Below are 18213 nucleotides of genomic sequence, written 5' to 3' on the forward strand. Positions count from 1 at the left end.
CATTTTTGTTCGATACTCTGTTATCCGTTAAAGCTATCTAGTGGTCGCGTTTCTCGAAAAGAGCTCTCAGAGCCCTTTTCTTACACACCACTTCAGCCTTACAATGTTATCAGTTGCAACATATAAAGGTGCTTGTTTCAGATCGAAAAAATGCTGAAATTCAGGGATCACAAACACAAAAAATTCAGAAAAATAGGAAAATATTGGTTGAAACGTGGTGAACGCGCAATCTGACAGATCACAAGAGGGAGGAGGAAAGGATCACCTGCGGCGGTTTTCAAGCTCCGACATTACATCAGACAGATCGACATCCGCAGCACGCAGCGCAAGAAGCGTATGGAAGATCAGGTCCGCCGCCTCGCCCACCTTAGCATTGTAATCGCTGTTTTTCACTGCAATAATGAACTCTGTAGCCTCCTCACCTACCTTCTCCAGCGACTTGTCGATGCCTTTCCTGTGATTCAGTATATCAACGACATAGCTTTTTTCGGGAGGGTTCTCGGCACGATCACAGATTACGGACCACAATTCATCAATAACTTCAGAAGAACTCATCATACACCTCATCAATTCAATATGATATCTCCGACTTCATCGCCAAAATACCTGATCACAAGCAGTCTTGCTTTCTCGATATTGCACCCGCCTTTTCCGATAGCCTTACCGAGATCAGTTTTGTTGTCGACATAAACAAGGATTTTTCCTGATTCGTCATCCCTGCCTGTTCCGGATATAACAGCGGGCCTGAAGACGTTTTTTAAAAACTCTTCCAGATTGTCGCTTTCTTCAACCATCTCGACCCTTTTGCCGAGGATACGGTGCAGTTTTTTTATGTTTTCACCGTTTCTGCCTATGGCAAATCCCATATCCCCTTTTTTTATGATGTATATTACCCTGTCAAAGGAATCATCAATAACGCAGTCGAGTGCAGTGGATCTTGTTAAAATCCTTAACTCTTCTATATATCGCCTTTCTTTGAAACCGATAACCCGCTGCATTAAAAAACCGGTTTATATGTTAATAATTCCTTGATTAAATCAGTTGGCATAGTCAGATTCTGTGAATAAAACCTGCCCCGCTTCGAATAAATTTATCCCCGAACTCTCCGGCAATAGCTTCAATCGCTGTTGTACAATGCGAAGGAGATATGTAATCCAGCCCTTCAAGCGACCGGATATCAGCCTCGTCGACATCATGAAATCCTCCGATGACTCCGGTTACCGGACCCCTTTCCCTAACGCAATCAAGTATACGGGATATGTGCGGATGGGAACACCCCGTTATCAGGAAAAGACCTTTCCCCGAATCAAGAACCAGCGATTGCTCGTATATGCTGGTGCCCGAAAAGACACTCTCAATCGGACCGGTCAGAAATATCCCGGGCGATATTTCATGCCAGCCTTCGGTCACAACGCATCCGGCTCCCCTTTCAAGCGCCGATATAGTCTCGGCAGAGGTACCTTTAGGACAATAGCATGTGATTTCAGGATTCTCATCAAGAACGGCCTTAATGCCACCATTGTGGTCCCAGTGATCGTGAGACAGAACAAGAGATCTGATCCGGTCCAGAGATATGCCAAGACGCTCTAGGTTGCAGAGAAGAACATCCCCTTTAGCACCAGCATCAAACAAAATTCCGGGCTCTTTAACGAAACATGAATACCCAAAATCGACATTTAGTTCAGGATTATAGGGAATGTTATTGTATATTTCAAATATCGTATACATAAAAAATAGTTAGAGTTTTTCACATATTATATCAATAACACCGTTTTTGATATTTGAAAAGCTCTGGCCCGCGTGTATAAGGCACGGGAGTTCTATAACCGCTTCTTTTCCGTCTATTGATATTTTAACGGTATCCGGCTGTATGTCTATATCAGGGATAGCCTCGGTCTCCGGGGAAATCTCTGCCGTAATGTAGATCCTGTCAGGGGATTCGATCATCTCATAGTCGATATCATCCGGCATCTCGGCCTCGAACTCGTCGAGAGGAATGAAGCGCGGTTCACCGCCCTGACCGGTAATGATAGTGCAGCCTACGAATCTGGTATTCTCGTCCAGCGACAGGTTGCTGAGAATATCCTCCATTACTTTGGCAAAATTCTTGAATAGATCGTCATTAGGTTCATTCGGCATAGATATCACACACTTTGTAATATTCACCTGTTCTCTTCACGATACCTTTCGCCGCAAGACCGTCAAGAACCCCTGAAAGTTCTGTCAGGTCGATTCCGGAGAATTCTTCGAGATCACCAAGAGTCATCTCGCAACTTGACAATGCAAGTACTAAATTGAACTCTGTCTCACTCGCTAATATGTCTTTGCCGGTAACTTTTAAATCACTTATTTTTCTGTCAATATCCCTCTCGATGTACTCGAGATCAGACAGGATATTGTCACGGGATTCAAGGAGTTTATTGGTCGCCGCGAGAAGGCTGAAGAATTCGTTCTTCTTATCTATTACAGCTATCTCTTCGGGCAAAAGCGCGGCAGGAATATTTTCCAGATCTATTACCACTTTAAAATCCCTTGAGAGATAGTAATACTTCCTTCTCGACCGGTCGTTTTTCGACAGAAGTATCTGCTCCCTCTCCATCAGCTGAAGATGCTCGATAACCGCCTTGGGGCTTATCATCAGCCTGTCGGAGATTTCAGTAACAAAACATGGCTTCTGCCTTAGAAGCTGTATTATTCTCCTTCTGTTCCTGTTCCCAAGAATATCCAGGAGGCGGGAGATATCGTCGCCTTCCAACATACCTTTACCTAAAGTTAGTAAAAAATAATATATAAATTTAGTTATCTTTCAGCCGGTAATTCGGAGCCTCATCCGTAATTAAAATATCATGAGGATGGCTCTCTATCTGGCCTGCCGCTGTTATCTTGATGAATTTCCCGTTTGCTTTCAGCGCGGAGATATCAGGTGAACCCGTATAGCCCATTGCCGACTTAAGACCGCCTGTAAGCTGGTATATGACAGATTCCACCGACCCGACATATGGCGTTGCGCCCTCAATACCCTCGGGAACGAACTTGGTCTGCCCTATTCCTCTCGGCATATCCGGATCTTTCTTTTGGAAATATCGATCGCTGGACTGGCCACTCTCCATGACGCCAAGCGAACCCATCCCGCGGTATTGTTTGTAACGGCGTCCCTTGATTGCAATGACCCTTCCGGGAGCCTCATCTGTCCCTGCAAGAAGGCTGCCGAGCATTACACAGTCGGCACCTGCGGCGATCGCCTTTGCGATATCACCGCTGTAACGTATACCCCCGTCTGCGATAATAGGAACATCGTATTGTGAGGCAACCTCGGCTACTGATGCAATCGCCGTAACCTGAGGTACACCCACACCGGCGACCACGCGTGTCGTACAGATCGAACCGGGCCCGATTCCTACCTTGAGACCGTCGACCGAACCGCCGAACTCCTCTGCCGCAGCACCTGTAGCGATATTTCCTGCAACTACATCCGCGCTGACAGACTCCTTCATCTCTTTCACGGATTTTACTACATTCAGGTTATGGCCGTGCGCACAGTCTGCAACAATTGCATCGGCGCCCGCCTCATCAAGCATGACCGCTCTTTTGAAGTCGAACGGACCTACCGCTGCGGCCACTCTTAACCTTCCGTCCTTGTCGCGATTCGCGGCAGGGTACTGGTTCTTTTCGAGGAGATCCTGCATCGTGATAATGCCGATCAGCGTTTTGGTCCCCTCGCTTACGACAGGAAGGCGCTCGACCTTGTTGTTGTACATAACCTCAAGTGCATCCTCGAGCTTGACGTCTTCATTCACTGTTATGGGGTCTGTAGTCATAACAGTCCGGATATTCTGATCGCCCTTTTTGGATGCAATCCACCTGAGATCGCGCCTGCTGACTATGCCTATTATCTCGTCACCCTCCATTACAGGAACCCCGCTGATGCTGTAGTTCTGCATCATACGGGCCGCATCGGAAACTGTCGCCTGTGAATTGACAGTCAAAACCTCGCGCTCGATTATATCGTCCGCCTGTTTGACGAGGGTCACCTGCTCGACCTCATCCTCGGCGGTCATATTCCTGTGAAGGACACCGAGGCACCCGGCTCTGGCGAGAGCGATTGCCATTCCCGACTCGGTAACCGTATCCATCGCCGAGGATACAAAGGGGATTGTTAATTTTATGTTTCTTGAGAATTTCGAAGCGGGCTCTGTCTCGCTTGGTTCTACACCTGAAGCTGCAGGCACAAGCAGAACATCATCGAATGTAAATCCTGTTTCAATATCCAGTTTTTTCAGGTACATATTACCTCATTTCACCTTACCATTTCTATGGCCTTCTGCACTAATTCCTCACGTATGACTGCGCTTCGGTCTCCGCCGCATACCATACCTCTGACACCTATGATCTCCGGATTGATTCTCTTCAAAACATCCAGATCCTCGAATTTCAGTGAGCCTGCAAGGGCGGTTTTCAGCCCAAGCTTTCTGTTGGCCTCTGTGAATTCTGTAAGTGTCTTTTCGTCCAGGAAGTCAAAAAGTCTTTTTCCGTCTTTAACAGCTGTATCGATCATTGCAACATCGGCGCCGGCTTTTGCGACAAGTTTCGTTATATCCATTGGAGATATAGTATCGATTCTCTCAAAATCGGCATATGCCGCGATAACAACAGTTTTTTCAGGATATTTCCATTTTACGGCCTTATTGACGCTTTCAATCATCTCGAAAGCCTCAGATTCGCTCTTCAGCATAAGGCCGATTTTTATATAATCCGCTCCCGCGCTCGCTGCACCGAATGCACCCTGGGCCGCTCCGCCGGGACGATATTCATAATCTCCTATAGCCGCGCTGACTGGTTTGTTCGTTAGATCTTTGATTGCTGAAATTACCCAGGGAAAATTTGCACCCAATGAACCCTCGGAGGGCTTTTTTACGTCAATAATATCTGCAGCAAGAGAAAGTTTCGCTTCCTCTACGCTACTCGGACTGACCAATAAATCCATACAATATTTTATAATTCAATATAATTAGTGATTTTTATATGAACCAGTACGGGCCCGGAACAGACGGCTACAGGACGTGAATAAAAACACCTTATAACCGGGCGGAAAACCAGAAATTAAAGACTCCTGAAGTCGAGATCAGTTACTAAAAAGTTAATAAAGGGAATAATATGAAAATTCTGTTTGCAATGGATATACTGGACGGCGTTGTGGTTCACGGGTACAAAGGAAAAAGATACCAATATAAACCGCTGGACTGGGGGCTCGCCCATACAGTAGTTCCGCATGAATACATCCGCGAAATGCGAATCAAATACCCATATCTCGCTGATCTCAATAGGATCGAGGGAAAGGGAAACAACGACCAGGCAATTTTTTCATGCAAAAAAGAGGCTGAAACCATTTACGTCAACAGGGGCGCACGCGGTCCTGAAGATGCATTAAAGGAGCCGGGGATCAAAAACGTCCTGAGCACTGAAACATACAGGGGGGATACTTCGGGCTACGGCAGTTTCGATCTTTTCAGCATTGTAGTAAAAGACGGAAAAGCCCTCCCAGACGGAAAAGATCCGTCCGAAATTCTGAAAGATAACTCCGGTTTCGGTTTTGAAGCCTGCAACATCTTAAACCTCTCAAGTGTCGGTGCTGAGGACAGCATGGGCGGACTCGACATCGAAGCCCTGAGAGATGCCTGCGATTCGGAGCTTTTCTACGGCGGAGGAGTGACAGGTATGGACGATCTCTACAGGCTCAGGGACGCCGGCTTCGACGGGGTCATTATCGCAACCGCGGTCCATAAAGGGAATATCCCGCTTGAGATCGTACAAAGAGGGGAGCTATAGAACTATGCTGATAACGATCGAAGGAATAGACGGGACCGGAAAATCCACTCTTGTAGAAAACCTGAAAGGCCTGCTGTCAGATCTCGATCCTGTCTTCACCAGGGAGCCGGGATCGACATGGATCGGCGAAGCGGTCAGGAGAGGTATCGCCGAGGGAATCGATCCGGTTGCAGAGGCCCTTTTATTTACTGCAGACCATGCCGCCCATCTTGAAACTGTGATCAGGCCCAATCTTGCGAACGGAAAGATCATAATATCGGATCGTTACTCCGATTCGCGCTATGCGTACCAGGCCTCGACACTGAAGGAAATCCTTCCAGACCCGATGAGGTGGATGAAGAGCATTCACGAAGGATGGACGGTAGTCCCGGACCTTACCTTCCTGCTCGTAATCCCTGTTGCGGATGCGGTTGAAAGGCTGAACGAAAACCGAACCCACCAGGAGCATTTCGAATGCGTGAGCACGCTTGAAGAGGTAAAGAACAACTACCTGGTACTTGCCGAGGAAGATCCTAAAAGGTTCGTCCTCGTCGATGCATCCCTCGACCCGGATGAGATTGCGGAATTCGTCGCTGGCGAGATCAGGAAAAAGGCTGAATCAAAGAACAAATCAAAAAAGAGATAAAAAATTTTTATATTTTTTCATTTCTTATTCTTTCTGCACTGTTATTATGACGTCTTCGGACGGCTGGAGAACGTCGACTTCCTCGCCTGCAACCCTGTAAGCGAAGACTGGTTCGAACGAACCGGGTATTACTGCGATCTCCTCGCCGTCGACCGTAACCGAGCCGGGTGGAGTTACCTTCTGTTCGTCAGAGAGCGACCTGACAGCATCCATGTATCCTTTGGCCTTGTTCCTCAGGTTCGGGCCGATAAGCCCCATGTTAAACGATACATCAGATACGATCTTCTGAAGATCGGGCTTGTCAGATCTCCACTCTACATTTGCATTGAGGGTTGCCGACGCATCTCCGCCATCGTCAATCTCCAGGGGCGTATATACGGCAACATGGCCCAGCGGGGCGTTGAGCGCAAGACCCTCGTCATGCTTGTATCTCCTTATTTCGGAGACTATCTTTATGACAAGGTCTCCTTCTGCCTTTGCTTCGTCGTCCTTAAACCCGGACTGGACCCATTGCTGTGCGTGCACACTCTCTTTGCCGCCGGTCAGGTATGAGTAGCATTCCTCAGCAAAGAAGGGAGTCATAGGTGCAAGCATCCTGCAAAGCGCATCGAGGCATGTCCTCAGGACATAAAGTGCACTGCCTCTTCCTTCTTCACTGCCGTATAGCCTGCCCTTTACGAGTTCGATGTAGTTGTCTGCAAAGACGTCACGTGCGAATTCCCTGATGGCACGGATCGCCTGGTCGAACTGGAAGCCTTCCATCGCCGCTGTCACCTCATCGATCGATTCGGAGAGCCTGTGCATCATCCAGCGGTCTACGAGATATGTCGCCTCATTGTCCTCGGGATATCCCTTTTCAAGATGCATCAGGACGAAGCGGTTGATGTTCCACATCTTTGTCTGGAATCTTGATGCCGCGATTACGTCGTTCCAGTTGAATACGATATCCTGTCCGGTCGACGCCCCTGCCGCACTCCACTGGCGGAACGGATCCGCACCGTATTTGACAAGGATCTCCTCGGGCGCGATGATATTGTTGCGGCTCTTGGACATCTTGAAACCGTCGTCACCGAGAACCATGCCGTTTACAAGAATATTCTCCCACGGGTGGCTGCCGGTCAGCGCAACCGAACGGAGGATCGTGTAAAATGCCCATGTCCTTATGATGTCATGACCCTGCGGGCGGATCTGTGCAGGGAAACGTTCGGGCACCCCGGAGCCGTCCCAGCCCGTGATGTTGAGGACTGATATGGATGAGTCCATCCATGTGTCCAGGACATCCTCTTCACAGTGAAAATCGATCGAACCGCACTTCGGGCACGGTCTCTTCGGCTTGTCTACGGTCGGGTCGATCGGAAGATCCTCTTCGTCAGGCAGAATTACTTCTCCACATTTGCTGCAGAACCAGACAGGGATGGGCGTTGCAAATATTCTCTGCCTCGATATGCACCAGTCCCATTCCATCTGCGACGCCCAGTTCTCAAGGCGCATCTTCATGTGCTCGGGCGTCCAGCTGATCTGGTTTGCTGCTTCGAGGATCTCCTCGTTGTGCACCTTGACGAACCACTGCTTCTCTGAGAGTATCTCGATCGGCGTCTTGCATCTCCAGCATGTCCCTACCCTCTGTTCGAGATCCTCCTGCCGCTTCAGGATACCGAGCGATTCCATATACGAAAGGATTGCCTCCCTGCACTCTCCCGAAGACATTCCCTCGTATTTGCCTGCAACCGCGGTCATCTTTCCGCTGAGATCTATCGCCTTTCTCAGATCGAGGTTGTGCTGCTTCCACCAGTGGACATCCTGCTTGTCACCGAACGTACAGATCATGACGGCGCCGCTTCCGAATTTCGGATCTACTGCCTCATCGGAGATTACCTTCACGTCATGGCCGAATATCGGGACTTTGAGCGCCTTTCCCCGGATGGCATCATATCTCTTGTCATCAGGGTGGACTGCCACAGCGACACAGGCTGCAAGGAGCTCGGGCCTTGTCGTCGCGATCTCGACACCGTCGAAGTCGAAAAAGTTGAGCTTCGTCTTCCTGTCCTCGTAGGAGACCTCTGCGAATGCAATCGCGGTCTCGCAGCGGGTGCAGAAGTTGACTGGATGCTCGCTTTGGTATATGTCTCCCTTTTGATACATCCTGAGGAAAGAGAGCTGGGTCTTCCTGTAGTACTTAGGAAGCATCGTGATGTATTCGTTGCTCCAGTCGTTGGAAAATCCGCACCTGATCATCGTCTGGCGCATCTTTTCGATATTTTTGAGTGTCAGCTCCCTGCACATCTCGCGGAACTGCTGGCGCGGGACATCGTTTTTGGTGATCCCATTTAACTCCTCGACCTTGACCTCGGTCGGGAGGCCGTGGCAATCCCAGCCCTGGGGAAACATGACATTGTAGCCCCTCATTCTCTTGTATCTGGCGATGAAGTCTATATAGCACCAGTTAAACGCATTTCCGATATGGAAATTTCCGGTGGGGTAGGGAGGCGGTGTGTCGATTATGAACTGCGGTTTTTTGGACTCGGGGTCGAAATAATACGACTCCTTCTTCCATGTTTTGAGCCAGCGCTCCTCTACCTCGGCGGGTTCGTAATTTTTAGGTATCTCCTTTGGTGCAGACATTTCCTAAAAATTGGTTTTATAGCATCATATATTCTGCCATAAATTCTGGTGAAAGCATTCAGGGAAACGGTAAAACACGGTCGGCATTCACCCGGAAATAAATAAGATCGCACGGGGGGCATTTAAAAAATAGTGAAGGGATTACTTTAACATCATTATTTCATATAATTTATAACAGAATGACATCACGCCCTGATATGATAATTGCGGCAGTACTCTGTATAGCAGGAGTCCTGATAGCCCCTTTTATCCAGCCTCCGTGGCTGCTTGCATTAATTGCGATCCTTGTCAGCGGCATTTTTTACCTGATGAAGAATACCCACTACCCTGCAATAGGGATTAGCGTTGTCGCATTGTTCTACGGTCTGGGACTAGTATCCCTGATGGTATTCCTCGGAACTCTTGTAATCGTAATTCTCGGGGAAGCGGTGTTCAGGCTGGTCGAAAAGATCGAACTGAAATACCTCGCCAACATCATCGTCTCGATGATCGCCGCCCTCGGCGTTTATTTTTACCTTGGCTATGGGAACATTCTGGTCCCTATTACCGGTGTCATTGTCGCCCTGCTCCTTAAATCGGCTCTTAAAAAGAGGGAGGATGCGCTGATGATAGAATGCTTCGGGACGGCTATGACGATGTATCTCTTCGAAGACATCAGTTTTTCCGTGGAGATTACCAGCCTCATCCTCGCACTGATCATATCCTTTGCATTCGGTCTTACAGCATACAGGATGAAGGCGGCGGACAGGTCGGGCCTTTTCAGCGGGGCACTGATGGGTCTTTTGATCATTGTCTTTTCCAACGTGACCTGGTTTTTACTTATGCTGTCCTTCTTCATTCTCGGTACGGCATTCACGAAGTACAAATACGAGATCAAGAAACGCGAAGGAGTTGCCGAATCGCGTGGAGGAGTCAGGGGATTTACAAACGTTTTCGCGAACGGACTTGTGGCCCTCTGCGGGGCCGTACTCTATGGGATATACGGGGATCTGGCATTCCTTGCATTATATGTGGGAAGCATCGCAGCTGCGACAGCCGACACAACCGCAAGCGAACTGGGGATGCTCGGGAAACAGCCGTTCCTGATTACTACCCTTCAGCCCGTGCCCAAAGGAACGGACGGAGGAGTCACGATTATGGGTGAACTCCTTGCAATACTTGCCGCATTAATAATCGGAATAGTCGCCTTCGCCCTCGGGATCGGCCCGCCGGAGATCATTCCGGTTGCGGTGATCGCAGGGTTTGTAGGAACAAATGTCGACAGCCTTGTGGGTGCCACACTTGAGAGGAAAAAGATCATAGGAAATTCAGGAACCAATATGTTCTGTACCATCGCCGGCGGAGTCGCCGCGATGCTTCTTCTTCATTAAGTAATCAAAATAGTAATTAAAATAAAAAACTGGAGATCAGGAATATTTGTACCATCTCCCCTTTTCGTCGAATTCACCCATTCCTACGCCTTCTACACCGTCTGCTCTGCCGATCTCAACAGGAACGGCGTTGAGAAGGACATCCCTGTAAAATGCAGCCTTATATGGAAGCAGTACAAGAACCGAGATAAATATTCCGAAAGCATAGATGAGTGACGTCACGAGAATTCCGTAATCGCCGATAATTCCCATGAAAGCCTCAGGGTCAGTTGCAATCTGGTTGAGCTCGGTCTCCGTCATATCCACAAGCGGCATGAGCTGATCGGTCAGCAGACCGGACCAGAGGATCATAAGGCCGAACCCGATTATTATCAGGAGAAGGAGGGCGACGGCATAAAAAGAAATTACCTCAGTCGTTTTAATCCCGTTCAGTTCCAGGCTCCTCTTTATTGATTCGAAGACCTTCTTATCCTCGAATATCGCGGCGGTATCATAGAAGAACGTAAGAAGGACGAAGGGTACGAACATTACGACTATTATGATAAACGGGAGCAACTCCCCTCCGCCTGACATCAGGGGAACGAAGGCTAAAACGATTAGAATAACTGCAACCAGAAACAGCAGAACTCCGGGGATCAGAACCCTGAAATAACCCGAAACTCCCGTCTTAAGGTAGGAGCGGATCGAATAGTCGTCATTTTTCACACAGCCGTATGTAGCTGCAAGAAAGAAAGGGATTGCAAGGAGCCATATGAATCCTATTTTTTCGCTCAGGAAAGCACCTGATTCACCGAATGCAGAAGATATCTGCAAGTATCCGAATATAGCGCATATGAGCGGCGCAATCCACAAACACGGATTCCTGAGCAGAAGCAGGCCTGTTCTCAGGGATTTCATTCCCATGGTCAGCGGTTCCTCGGCATCGCCACAATCTCACGAACCTGGAGCGAGAAGTAATCTGCAGTATGGGCCGGTTTGATCACACACACGGTATCTGCACCGGTTGCAGTTCCTCCGACAGCGATAATCTCGGAATCGACCGGGATTTCCCCCTGATCCGCAGCTATAAGGGTGCATTCGACGGCGACCTTGAGGCCGACTGCAACAGTTCTCCGGAGTGCTTCGGCAATTGCCTCTGTCCTTGAAGAGCCCCCGAGTTTCTGCGATCTTGAGATCGCACGCTCAAGACCTGAGAGCGCATGGGTTCCTTTTATTATCCTGACTCCTTTCGATTCGAGATCAGCCGCTTTGTCTGCCGGGAATTCCCAGACGCCGGGTTTACTGAACCCGACAACATGCGTCACTACGATCAGCTGAATTCCGGTATTCTTTATGGCTTCATAAAATATTTCGGCCGTCATTCCCCCCGAACTCGCGACGACTATTTTATCCAATCCGAGCTCCTTTGCCCGCTCAACTGCAAAGGCGGCACTGTCCCGGGTGTTTTCCGGACCAGGATTGTTGAAATAGTAGGTTGTTTTGGCTGAATAACTCATATTCGGATATATTTCAACTTATGAAATAATTTATTTTTGCACAGCCGGGCCCCGTAAGAAGGATCGATTGCAAACAAGATATTTATTCATCAGGAGTCCTCAATCTATTCAGGAGAATTACCATGGTCCGCCTTGCAATCGCAGGAAAACCTAACTGCGGAAAATCAACATTTTTTACAGCAAGCACGCTTGCCCCGGCAGAGATTGCCAATTATCCGTTCACAACTATCGATGCCAACCACGGTGTCGCATACGCCAGGATCGAATGCCCGTGCAAAGAGCTTGGAATTGAGAACTGCCAGGCATGCAACGACGGCGTGAGGTTCATACAGATCGGCCTGATAGATGTTGCCGGACTTGTTCCCGACGCTCATAAGGGCAAGGGTCTTGGGAACAAATTCCTGGACAATCTCAGGGAAGCCGATGCGATACTTCATATAATCGACGCTTCGGGGGGAACGGATGAAGAAGGGAACCCGGTCGGAACGGGAACACACGACCCTATGATCGACATCGGCTTTGTCGAGACCGAGATGAAGATGTGGGTCGCAGGACTTTTGGAGAAGAACTGGCAAAAAATCCAGCGCTCCGCCCAGCAGAAGACGTTCTCAATCGAAGACGCGATAACCGAACAGCTCGCAGGACTTGCGGTAACTTATGAAGACGTAGTCTCGGCCGAAAGGGAGAGCGGCGTCGATCTCAAAAAATGCACGGAGGAAGAACTCGTCGCATTCTGTGGTGAGCTTATCAGCTCTTCCAAACCGTTCCTTGTAATCGGGAACAAGATTGATCTCGCGCCGCCGGATATCGTTGAAAGTCTACAAAACGAAGACATCTCCTTTGCAAGCGCAGCAAGCGAACTAGCCCTAAGAAAGGCTGCGGAAGGCAAATTTATCGAATACCTCCCGGGAGACAAGGATTTCACGATAAACAACCCGGAAAAACTGAGCGATGCACAGAAGGCAGGCCTTGAGGCGATCCGCGGGATCATGAAAAAATTCAACGGAACCGGAGTACAGGAGGCAATAAACAAGGCCGTGTTCGAGCTGCTCGACCTGATCGTCGTGTTCCCGGTTGAAGACGAGAACAAGTTCTGCGACGGTCAGGGCAGGGTTCTTCCAGATGCATTCCTGATGAAGAGAGGTTCGACTCCTCACGAGATGGCCTTCCAGGTCCACACCGATATAGGAGAGGGATTCCTTTATGCCGTCGACGCCAGAACGAAGATGAGGATCAAGGAAAATCACGAACTGAAGGACGGCGACATAATAAAGATCGTATCAACAAAAAAATAATCAAAACTTTTTTTGAATGTTGCCTGCACAGGTGAAATATTATAAACTCAGCCACATAGATTTTTCAGATGAATAAGACCAAAACCCCGGGCATTCTGAAGGAAAATAATAAGAAATACCGGACAATACGAATAAGAGCGCCTTCGGGGTTTCTGGACGCGGAAGAGATGGACACGATCTCCATTGCGGCGAAGAAATACGGATCAGGGATCGTATGCTTTACTTCACGCCTGAACGTCGAGATCCCCTATGTTCCTTTCGACAAGGTCAAAGACGCCGTCGCGGATCTTGAAGAGGCAGGTCTTGTTATCGGCGGAACAGGTGCATCGGTCAGGGCAGTCTTTGCATGCAAAGGAGTCTTCTGCCCGCACGGAAATCTGGACACCAGGGCCGCAGCCCTCCGGATTGAAGAGAACTTCGGCGGCAGAGAACTCCCGGTCAAGTTCAAGGCAGCAATCTCAGGATGCCCTAACAACTGCGGCAGGGCGCAGCTCAATGATCTCGGCTTTATCGGGTTTAACACACCCGAAACAATTGCCGATCAGACATGCGACGGCTGCAATCTGTGCATCTGGACATGCAAAGAGAATGCAATATCCTGTGACGAATCGCAACTAAAGATATCGATCGACTACTCGCTCTGCATCTCCTGCGGCGACTGTATAAGAGCATGCAAAAAGGGAAATATTATCTCAAAGAAAACCGGAGTCAGGGCATATATCGGCGGAAGAGCCGGACGGGAGATCAAAGAGGGAATCAGATATGAAAAAGATCTGTCGACGGATGAAATTGTCGGATTTACCGGAAAGATCCTGGATTACATGGATGCAGAGTGTAAAGAGCATGAGCGTCTCTGCACCCAGCTTGAAAGGTACGGATTTGAAAAACTCTACGAGCATCTCAAAAGATAATCAGAGACGCCAAACAAGAACCCCTTTTTCGCGAAAATGCCAAAAACATTTTATATCGACAAGATGATTATTAGTTTACCATGGGCGGAGAGATCTTCCAGGCACAGGTCATAAAGAATTTCTTTGACTGCATCACCGGTACGGATAGGAATCTGACCCGGATTTACATGTGTGTAGTCAGCCTTGCCAAACTCAGGATGGAGCCGCCCGAAAAGTTTGCCGTTCTTGTCGAGCAAATGAAGAAGAGCAAACAGAAAAGGGAGTTATCAATCGATATTATCGATTATGTCTGTTCATGCGCAACGGAGATCGACCTGACATCGGTCCAGACCGCATTCGGTGTCAAAGAGGTCTCCGAGATGGCAGACACATTCAACTCGATAAGCCTTGATTCATTATAATTACATAAACATTTTTTTCTACATTGAAACCCGATAGCCCGGGCTTTAGAAAATTTACTTACAGGGCGTTCCCCCTTTCATTTCATAAACTCAGGCATTCCTGGAACCGGACCACGATATAAAATAAAAAGAAATAGTGTTGTTTTCAAATATTTCATAACAATGCCTGGTAATGAGAATACAAATACAGAAGAGATCGCGATCAAAAAAGTAACACCGGAGAACTTTGAGAAATTCATAGAACTAATCGAAAAACTCCCCGAATACGAGAAACTCACTCCACCCGATGACGATGCAAAAAAGCGCCTCAGGGAAGATGCATTCTCTGAAAATCCGCGCTATGAGGCATACCTTGGTTTCATGAACGGGAATCCAGTTGGGTACATTACAATCTACTATACTTATTCGACATTTCTGGCAAAACCCACGCTCTACCTGGAGGATATCTTCGTTCTCGAAGAGTGCAGGAAGCAGGGGCTTGGAAAAGCATTATTCGAATTCTGCCGGAATATTGCACGGACGAAAGGATGCGGCCGCCTTGACTGGACAGTCCTCACGTGGAACGAGCCTTCGATCAGGTTTTATGAAAAACAGGGCGGAAACAGGCAGGACTGGTACCTTTACAGGCTCGAAGGGGATGCGATCTAAAAAAGTAATATTTTTTTAATAGAAAAATCATGTTTCACGGGCCAAATCCTTCCAGTCGCCTTCGATAAAGACATCTCCCCCTTCGATCTCAGATAAAAGACTCTTCAGATCGTCTATGAGCTCCGGAACTGAATCCTCAAGAGATTCTTTCCTGGACTGCCCTGCATCCAGTTCATACCTGATCTTTTCCAGTTCAGATTCGATATCGCTCGCTTTTTTATCGATTCCGGATATCTTCTCATTAATGCCAAGAGCAGAAAGCCTCGTATCTGCGGAATCGATCTCCGACATCGTCCCGGAATAGGCAGTGCAAATCTCATCGAGCTGGGAGATGAAGAGATTTGCGGATGAAAAAAGCTGGGCTTCATGTTTGGTTTTGATTATTGTTTCGTTTTCAGAGATTGTTTTATTGATATACGGGTAAAGCTCGCGGTAAAGCTCCGATGCATCCGCCGAATCCTTCTTCTCACCGGAATGAAGAAGCATGACGAGATAATTCATCTTCTCCGAGATCTTTTTGTCTCCATTCTTATCGGCGATGTAGGCGGTCTTCCTGAGAACATTGTCGCATGAAAGAAGGAGGCTGCCGTATCTCCCAGAGACCTCGCTCTTCTCCTCCTTCAATGAATCAATCTCTTTCAGGATCGATTCGTATTCCAGGTAATCACCGGAAGAGAGGACACTCTTTTTCTCCGATTCAAGATCGGCCCTGTTATTATTCAGGGATTCTATCCTCTCACCATACTTCACCGCATCCGAATCAATGGTCCTCAATTCGTTCGCGGCGGAGGATATCTTCTCATAATCTTCCCTTGCCTTATTGATCTTTTCCCTGAGTTCGACGGACGGCTTGAGTTCCTTCGTCATCGTATTCAGAGCACGACCGACTATGTCAAGGGACGATTTGAGATCCTTCATCTCTTCAGGGAATGTAGGGTGAAGGTACTTGCCCTGCCGCCTCATGTTGTTGGAAAACGATCTTATCAGCTCGACAAGCACGTTGTAAAGCTGATCGGGGTCTTCCGGGAGCTCGGTTGCAAGCGTTTTATTCATTGAAGTAATAAAATTAGCCCTGGATTTCAGTGCGGTCTGCCTGACCTTCGGATGCGGGTGGCTGAGTTCACTGATCTCTGTCTTTTCAAGATTCCGGATCTTCTCCTCAATCTCCTTAATACCGGCAACTGCTGCCGACCGGGCGTCTTTTGCGGCCGATTCAATCTTTGCGCCTGCATCCTTCGCCTCCCGATCGAGGCAGCCGGGAACTTCGTCGAACTGAAGATGTTTTTCGCCTCCGGCCTCTGTTTTCTTAAAAAAACGGTCGAAAAAACCTGCCATAAAACACCTCAGTCGGAACCCGATATCCGGGTCAGGCGCTCGACGCCGTTTATCTCTTCCACAACATCCACAACTGCCTTCGGGACAAGATCCTGCCAGTTTTCTCCCGCAAGCATCCTTCGCCGGATCTCAGTGCCGCTGTGACTCTGCCTCTCATACATATCGGGGGATTCCACGGATATGCCCTGTTCGGCAAAGAGCTGGACTACCAGAGGATTGCTTGAGAAAACTCTTGAAAAGGGAGGGGATATCGATCTCACGTGAGCTACCCAGAGAGCATTTCTCTGGATATCCTCGATAGGAATTACGTAAAACGGGCACGGAAGTTCATCAAGTGACTGGGTTATCATCATGATCCTTTCACCCGAGGTGAAGGGGTTGCCTGGTTCGTGGCTGAGCTGTGCACTCCCGATTCCGATAATAATCTCGTCCACGTATTCGGATATTCTTTTCAGCACGGAGTGGTGGCCGTTGTGGTACGGCTGAAACCTTCCGATGTAAAGACCCCTGTCAATCTTCTTCATTGTTCTTCACCATATTCGCTATTCTTGCCGCAAACGCACCGGCTGTGAAACCCGAATCGATGTTTACGACGGTTATGACCGCACATGACTGGAGCATGCTTGCAAGTGCGGCCTCTCCTCTTCCCATGAATCCGTAGCCGACGCTTACGGGAACCCCGATTACAGGCTTGTCGACGAGTCCGGCGACAATCGTGGGAAGTGTACCTTCCCTTCCTGCGCAGACTACGTAGACGCTCGCGTCATTGACCTCTTTCAACGCAGGAAAGAGCCTGTGGATACCTGCAGCACCTACATCATATGCGGTCTTAACCGTGCAGCCCATCTCCTCAGCGATGACCTTCGCCTCCTCTGCGACACGTGCATCGGATGTCCCAGCTGCAATCACGGCCACGACACCACCGGTCTTTTCAGGCGCCGGACCTCCGCCGAGAATGATTATTCCGGCCACCTGATTGTAATCACAGGCAATTCCGGATTTCCTGCAGGATTCAATGATCGCTTCGGCCTGATCTTCGGATACTCTTGTTGCTATGCATCTCTCGCCCGAACCTGCAATATGCATCAGTATCTCAGTAAGGTGTCTGGTATCCTTGCCCTCGGCCAGGATAACTTCGGGCATACCGCAGCGGATGCTTCTTCCGAGATCTATTCGTGCAAAATCCCCTATATTCTCTATCCTGAGGCCTGAGATCTGCTTCTCAGCCTCGTCAAATGTTATCTCACCTGCCCGGAACGATTCCAGGACATTTCTCAGGGATTTGTTCGATTTCATATTGGACAATTAGATATGGATGGGGGTTGAATAATAATTATTGCCATGTCCTACAGCATGTTTTTCTATATCGGAGTGTTCGGGGCTGCGGTGATCTATTATCTCTGGCTGAGGGATGCCAGGATCTTTTACCGCACGGGACTCCCCGGATACCGGAAGGCAGCATACTACGGTGTTATCTACTCCGCACTTTCAACGTTAGGGGTATTCTTCGTCTACAGGAATAGCGACTTCATCGGCCTCGGACTTGTCCTTCTTGCGTTGTATATGCAGGGCAGGATCGACAAGGAGAGAGGCCAGATCTGGAATAAGAATTCATCGGCAGTCGACAGGGCTCTGGGAAAAACTCCCCGAAAATAAAATATTCAGATGAACTGAAACACAATAT

Annotated in this window: 21 protein-coding genes; 8 read left to right on the forward strand and 13 right to left on the reverse strand. The window is 48.6% G+C overall.

The window, feature by feature from the left end:
* Positions 1–261: 261 nt before the first annotated feature.
* From hisE to METPAY_RS01430, 7 genes are read right to left on the reverse strand one after another with little or no spacing between them, the layout of a single operon-like run.
* A complete protein-coding gene (gene hisE / locus METPAY_RS01400; protein ID WP_013330277.1) occupies positions 262–555 on the reverse strand; it encodes a phosphoribosyl-ATP diphosphatase in 294 nt (97 codons plus the stop codon).
* A gap of 11 nt (positions 556–566) precedes the next feature.
* The gene (locus METPAY_RS01405; protein WP_048148476.1) at positions 567–998 is read right to left on the reverse strand and encodes a NusA-like transcription termination signal-binding factor; all 432 of its coding nucleotides are present in this window, start codon (positions 996–998) and stop codon (positions 567–569) included.
* A gap of 52 nt (positions 999–1050) precedes the next feature.
* Positions 1051–1728: an MBL fold metallo-hydrolase gene (locus tag METPAY_RS01410; RefSeq protein WP_048148477.1), complete on the reverse strand. Its 678-nt coding sequence runs from the start codon at positions 1726–1728 to the stop codon at positions 1051–1053.
* A gap of 9 nt (positions 1729–1737) precedes the next feature.
* Positions 1738–2139 (reverse strand): Hsp20/alpha crystallin family protein, encoded by a 402-nt coding sequence (locus METPAY_RS01415; RefSeq protein WP_048148478.1) that lies wholly within the window; start codon positions 2137–2139, stop codon positions 1738–1740.
* Positions 2129–2758: an ArsR/SmtB family transcription factor gene (locus METPAY_RS01420; protein ID WP_048148480.1), complete on the reverse strand. Its 630-nt coding sequence runs from the start codon at positions 2756–2758 to the stop codon at positions 2129–2131. Before METPAY_RS01420 ends, METPAY_RS01415 begins: the two co-directional genes overlap by 11 nt.
* Before the next feature lie 37 nt (positions 2759–2795).
* A complete protein-coding gene (gene guaB / locus METPAY_RS01425) occupies positions 2796–4286 on the reverse strand; it encodes an IMP dehydrogenase (protein WP_048148482.1) in 1491 nt (496 codons plus the stop codon).
* Between the two features lie 11 nt (positions 4287–4297).
* Positions 4298–4984, reverse strand: a complete 687-nt coding sequence (locus tag METPAY_RS01430) for a (5-formylfuran-3-yl)methyl phosphate synthase (RefSeq protein WP_048148484.1) — start codon at positions 4982–4984, stop codon at positions 4298–4300.
* Positions 4985–5154: 170 nt separating this feature from the next.
* Here METPAY_RS01430 and METPAY_RS01435 point away from each other — a divergent pair, with 170 nt between their 5' ends.
* Positions 5155–5826 (forward strand): HisA/HisF-related TIM barrel protein, encoded by a 672-nt coding sequence (locus METPAY_RS01435; protein WP_048148485.1) that lies wholly within the window; start codon positions 5155–5157, stop codon positions 5824–5826.
* A gap of 4 nt (positions 5827–5830) precedes the next feature.
* Positions 5831–6451, forward strand: a complete 621-nt coding sequence (tmk, locus tag METPAY_RS01440) for a dTMP kinase (RefSeq protein ID WP_048148487.1) — start codon at positions 5831–5833, stop codon at positions 6449–6451.
* A gap of 24 nt (positions 6452–6475) precedes the next feature.
* Here the strand turns inward: tmk and METPAY_RS01445 are convergent, their stop codons facing one another.
* Positions 6476–9073, reverse strand: a complete 2598-nt coding sequence (locus tag METPAY_RS01445) for a valine--tRNA ligase (protein WP_048148489.1) — start codon at positions 9071–9073, stop codon at positions 6476–6478.
* Between the two features lie 179 nt (positions 9074–9252).
* Here METPAY_RS01445 and METPAY_RS01450 point away from each other — a divergent pair, with 179 nt between their 5' ends.
* Positions 9253–10443 (forward strand): TIGR00297 family protein, encoded by a 1191-nt coding sequence (locus METPAY_RS01450; RefSeq protein WP_048148491.1) that lies wholly within the window; start codon positions 9253–9255, stop codon positions 10441–10443.
* A gap of 36 nt (positions 10444–10479) precedes the next feature.
* Here the strand turns inward: METPAY_RS01450 and METPAY_RS01455 are convergent, their stop codons facing one another.
* Positions 10480–11346 carry a DUF7847 domain-containing protein gene (locus METPAY_RS01455; protein WP_048148493.1) on the reverse strand — a complete coding sequence of 289 codons (867 nt, stop codon included), beginning with the start codon at positions 11344–11346 and terminating at the stop codon, positions 10480–10482.
* Between the two features lie 2 nt (positions 11347–11348).
* A complete protein-coding gene (locus METPAY_RS01460; RefSeq protein ID WP_048148495.1) occupies positions 11349–11939 on the reverse strand; it encodes a pyruvate kinase alpha/beta domain-containing protein in 591 nt (196 codons plus the stop codon).
* A gap of 122 nt (positions 11940–12061) precedes the next feature.
* Here METPAY_RS01460 and METPAY_RS01465 point away from each other — a divergent pair, with 122 nt between their 5' ends.
* From METPAY_RS01465 to METPAY_RS01480, 4 genes are all read left to right on the forward strand, one after another.
* On the forward strand, positions 12062–13234 hold the full coding sequence (locus tag METPAY_RS01465) for a redox-regulated ATPase YchF (protein WP_048148496.1): 1173 nt from the start codon (positions 12062–12064) through the stop codon (positions 13232–13234).
* 68 nt (positions 13235–13302) lie between these two features.
* On the forward strand, positions 13303–14145 hold the full coding sequence (locus METPAY_RS01470) for a 4Fe-4S dicluster domain-containing protein (protein ID WP_048148498.1): 843 nt from the start codon (positions 13303–13305) through the stop codon (positions 14143–14145).
* Positions 14146–14225: 80 nt separating this feature from the next.
* Positions 14226–14546 carry a hypothetical protein gene (locus METPAY_RS01475; RefSeq protein WP_048148499.1) on the forward strand — a complete coding sequence of 107 codons (321 nt, stop codon included), beginning with the start codon at positions 14226–14228 and terminating at the stop codon, positions 14544–14546.
* Positions 14547–14708: 162 nt separating this feature from the next.
* Positions 14709–15194, forward strand: a complete 486-nt coding sequence (locus METPAY_RS01480; protein ID WP_048148501.1) for a GNAT family N-acetyltransferase — start codon at positions 14709–14711, stop codon at positions 15192–15194.
* A 27-nt stretch (positions 15195–15221) separates the two neighbouring features.
* On the opposite strand, the gene METPAY_RS01485 is transcribed toward METPAY_RS01480, so the two are convergent.
* The 3 genes from METPAY_RS01485 to larB are packed head-to-tail and all read right to left on the reverse strand — an operon-like array spanning position 15222 to position 17825.
* Positions 15222–16529 (reverse strand): V-type ATP synthase subunit I domain-containing protein, encoded by a 1308-nt coding sequence (locus tag METPAY_RS01485; RefSeq protein ID WP_048148503.1) that lies wholly within the window; start codon positions 16527–16529, stop codon positions 15222–15224.
* Positions 16530–16537: 8 nt separating this feature from the next.
* The gene (locus METPAY_RS01490) at positions 16538–17044 is read right to left on the reverse strand and encodes a nicotinamide-nucleotide adenylyltransferase (RefSeq protein ID WP_048131137.1); all 507 of its coding nucleotides are present in this window, start codon (positions 17042–17044) and stop codon (positions 16538–16540) included.
* Complete coding sequence (larB, locus tag METPAY_RS01495) at positions 17040–17825, reverse strand: nickel pincer cofactor biosynthesis protein LarB (RefSeq protein WP_048148506.1); 786 nt, start codon at positions 17823–17825, stop codon at positions 17040–17042. The genes METPAY_RS01490 and larB overlap by 5 nt, the downstream gene beginning before the upstream one ends.
* A gap of 45 nt (positions 17826–17870) precedes the next feature.
* Between larB and METPAY_RS01500 the strand changes: the two genes are divergently transcribed.
* Positions 17871–18185, forward strand: a complete 315-nt coding sequence (locus METPAY_RS01500) for a hypothetical protein (RefSeq protein ID WP_048148508.1) — start codon at positions 17871–17873, stop codon at positions 18183–18185.
* Positions 18186–18213 lie beyond the last annotated feature (28 nt).

The organism is Methanolacinia paynteri (assembly GCF_000784355.1).
Classification (GTDB): Archaea; Halobacteriota; Methanomicrobia; order Methanomicrobiales; family Methanomicrobiaceae; genus Methanolacinia; species Methanolacinia paynteri.

Excerpts from the sequence above, each read along its gene's own strand:
- METPAY_RS01435 (WP_048148485.1), top strand. The coding sequence starts at position 5,155 with ATGAAAATTCTGTTTGCAATGGATATACTGGACGGCGTTGTGGTTCAC.
- METPAY_RS01475 (WP_048148499.1), top strand. The coding sequence starts at position 14,226 with ATGGGCGGAGAGATCTTCCAGGCACAGGTCATAAAGAATTTCTTTGAC.
- METPAY_RS01455 (WP_048148493.1), bottom strand. The coding sequence starts at position 11,346 with ATGGGAATGAAATCCCTGAGAACAGGCCTGCTTCTGCTCAGGAATCCG.
- METPAY_RS01500 (WP_048148508.1), top strand. The coding sequence starts at position 17,871 with ATGTCCTACAGCATGTTTTTCTATATCGGAGTGTTCGGGGCTGCGGTG.
- METPAY_RS01485 (WP_048148503.1), bottom strand. The coding sequence starts at position 16,529 with ATGGCAGGTTTTTTCGACCGTTTTTTTAAGAAAACAGAGGCCGGAGGC.
- METPAY_RS01460 (WP_048148495.1), bottom strand. The coding sequence starts at position 11,939 with ATGAGTTATTCAGCCAAAACAACCTACTATTTCAACAATCCTGGTCCG.
- METPAY_RS01405 (WP_048148476.1), bottom strand. The coding sequence starts at position 998 with ATGCAGCGGGTTATCGGTTTCAAAGAAAGGCGATATATAGAAGAGTTA.
- METPAY_RS01410 (WP_048148477.1), bottom strand. The coding sequence starts at position 1,728 with ATGTATACGATATTTGAAATATACAATAACATTCCCTATAATCCTGAA.
- METPAY_RS01430 (WP_048148484.1), bottom strand. The coding sequence starts at position 4,984 with ATGGATTTATTGGTCAGTCCGAGTAGCGTAGAGGAAGCGAAACTTTCT.
- METPAY_RS01450 (WP_048148491.1), top strand. The coding sequence starts at position 9,253 with ATGACATCACGCCCTGATATGATAATTGCGGCAGTACTCTGTATAGCA.
- METPAY_RS01465 (WP_048148496.1), top strand. The coding sequence starts at position 12,062 with ATGGTCCGCCTTGCAATCGCAGGAAAACCTAACTGCGGAAAATCAACA.
- larB (WP_048148506.1), bottom strand. The coding sequence starts at position 17,825 with ATGAAATCGAACAAATCCCTGAGAAATGTCCTGGAATCGTTCCGGGCA.
- guaB (WP_048148482.1), bottom strand. The coding sequence starts at position 4,286 with ATGTACCTGAAAAAACTGGATATTGAAACAGGATTTACATTCGATGAT.
- hisE (WP_013330277.1), bottom strand. The coding sequence starts at position 555 with ATGAGTTCTTCTGAAGTTATTGATGAATTGTGGTCCGTAATCTGTGAT.
- METPAY_RS01415 (WP_048148478.1), bottom strand. The coding sequence starts at position 2,139 with ATGCCGAATGAACCTAATGACGATCTATTCAAGAATTTTGCCAAAGTA.
- tmk (WP_048148487.1), top strand. The coding sequence starts at position 5,831 with ATGCTGATAACGATCGAAGGAATAGACGGGACCGGAAAATCCACTCTT.
- METPAY_RS01470 (WP_048148498.1), top strand. The coding sequence starts at position 13,303 with ATGAATAAGACCAAAACCCCGGGCATTCTGAAGGAAAATAATAAGAAA.
- METPAY_RS01445 (WP_048148489.1), bottom strand. The coding sequence starts at position 9,073 with ATGTCTGCACCAAAGGAGATACCTAAAAATTACGAACCCGCCGAGGTA.
- METPAY_RS01420 (WP_048148480.1), bottom strand. The coding sequence starts at position 2,758 with ATGTTGGAAGGCGACGATATCTCCCGCCTCCTGGATATTCTTGGGAAC.
- METPAY_RS01480 (WP_048148501.1), top strand. The coding sequence starts at position 14,709 with ATGCCTGGTAATGAGAATACAAATACAGAAGAGATCGCGATCAAAAAA.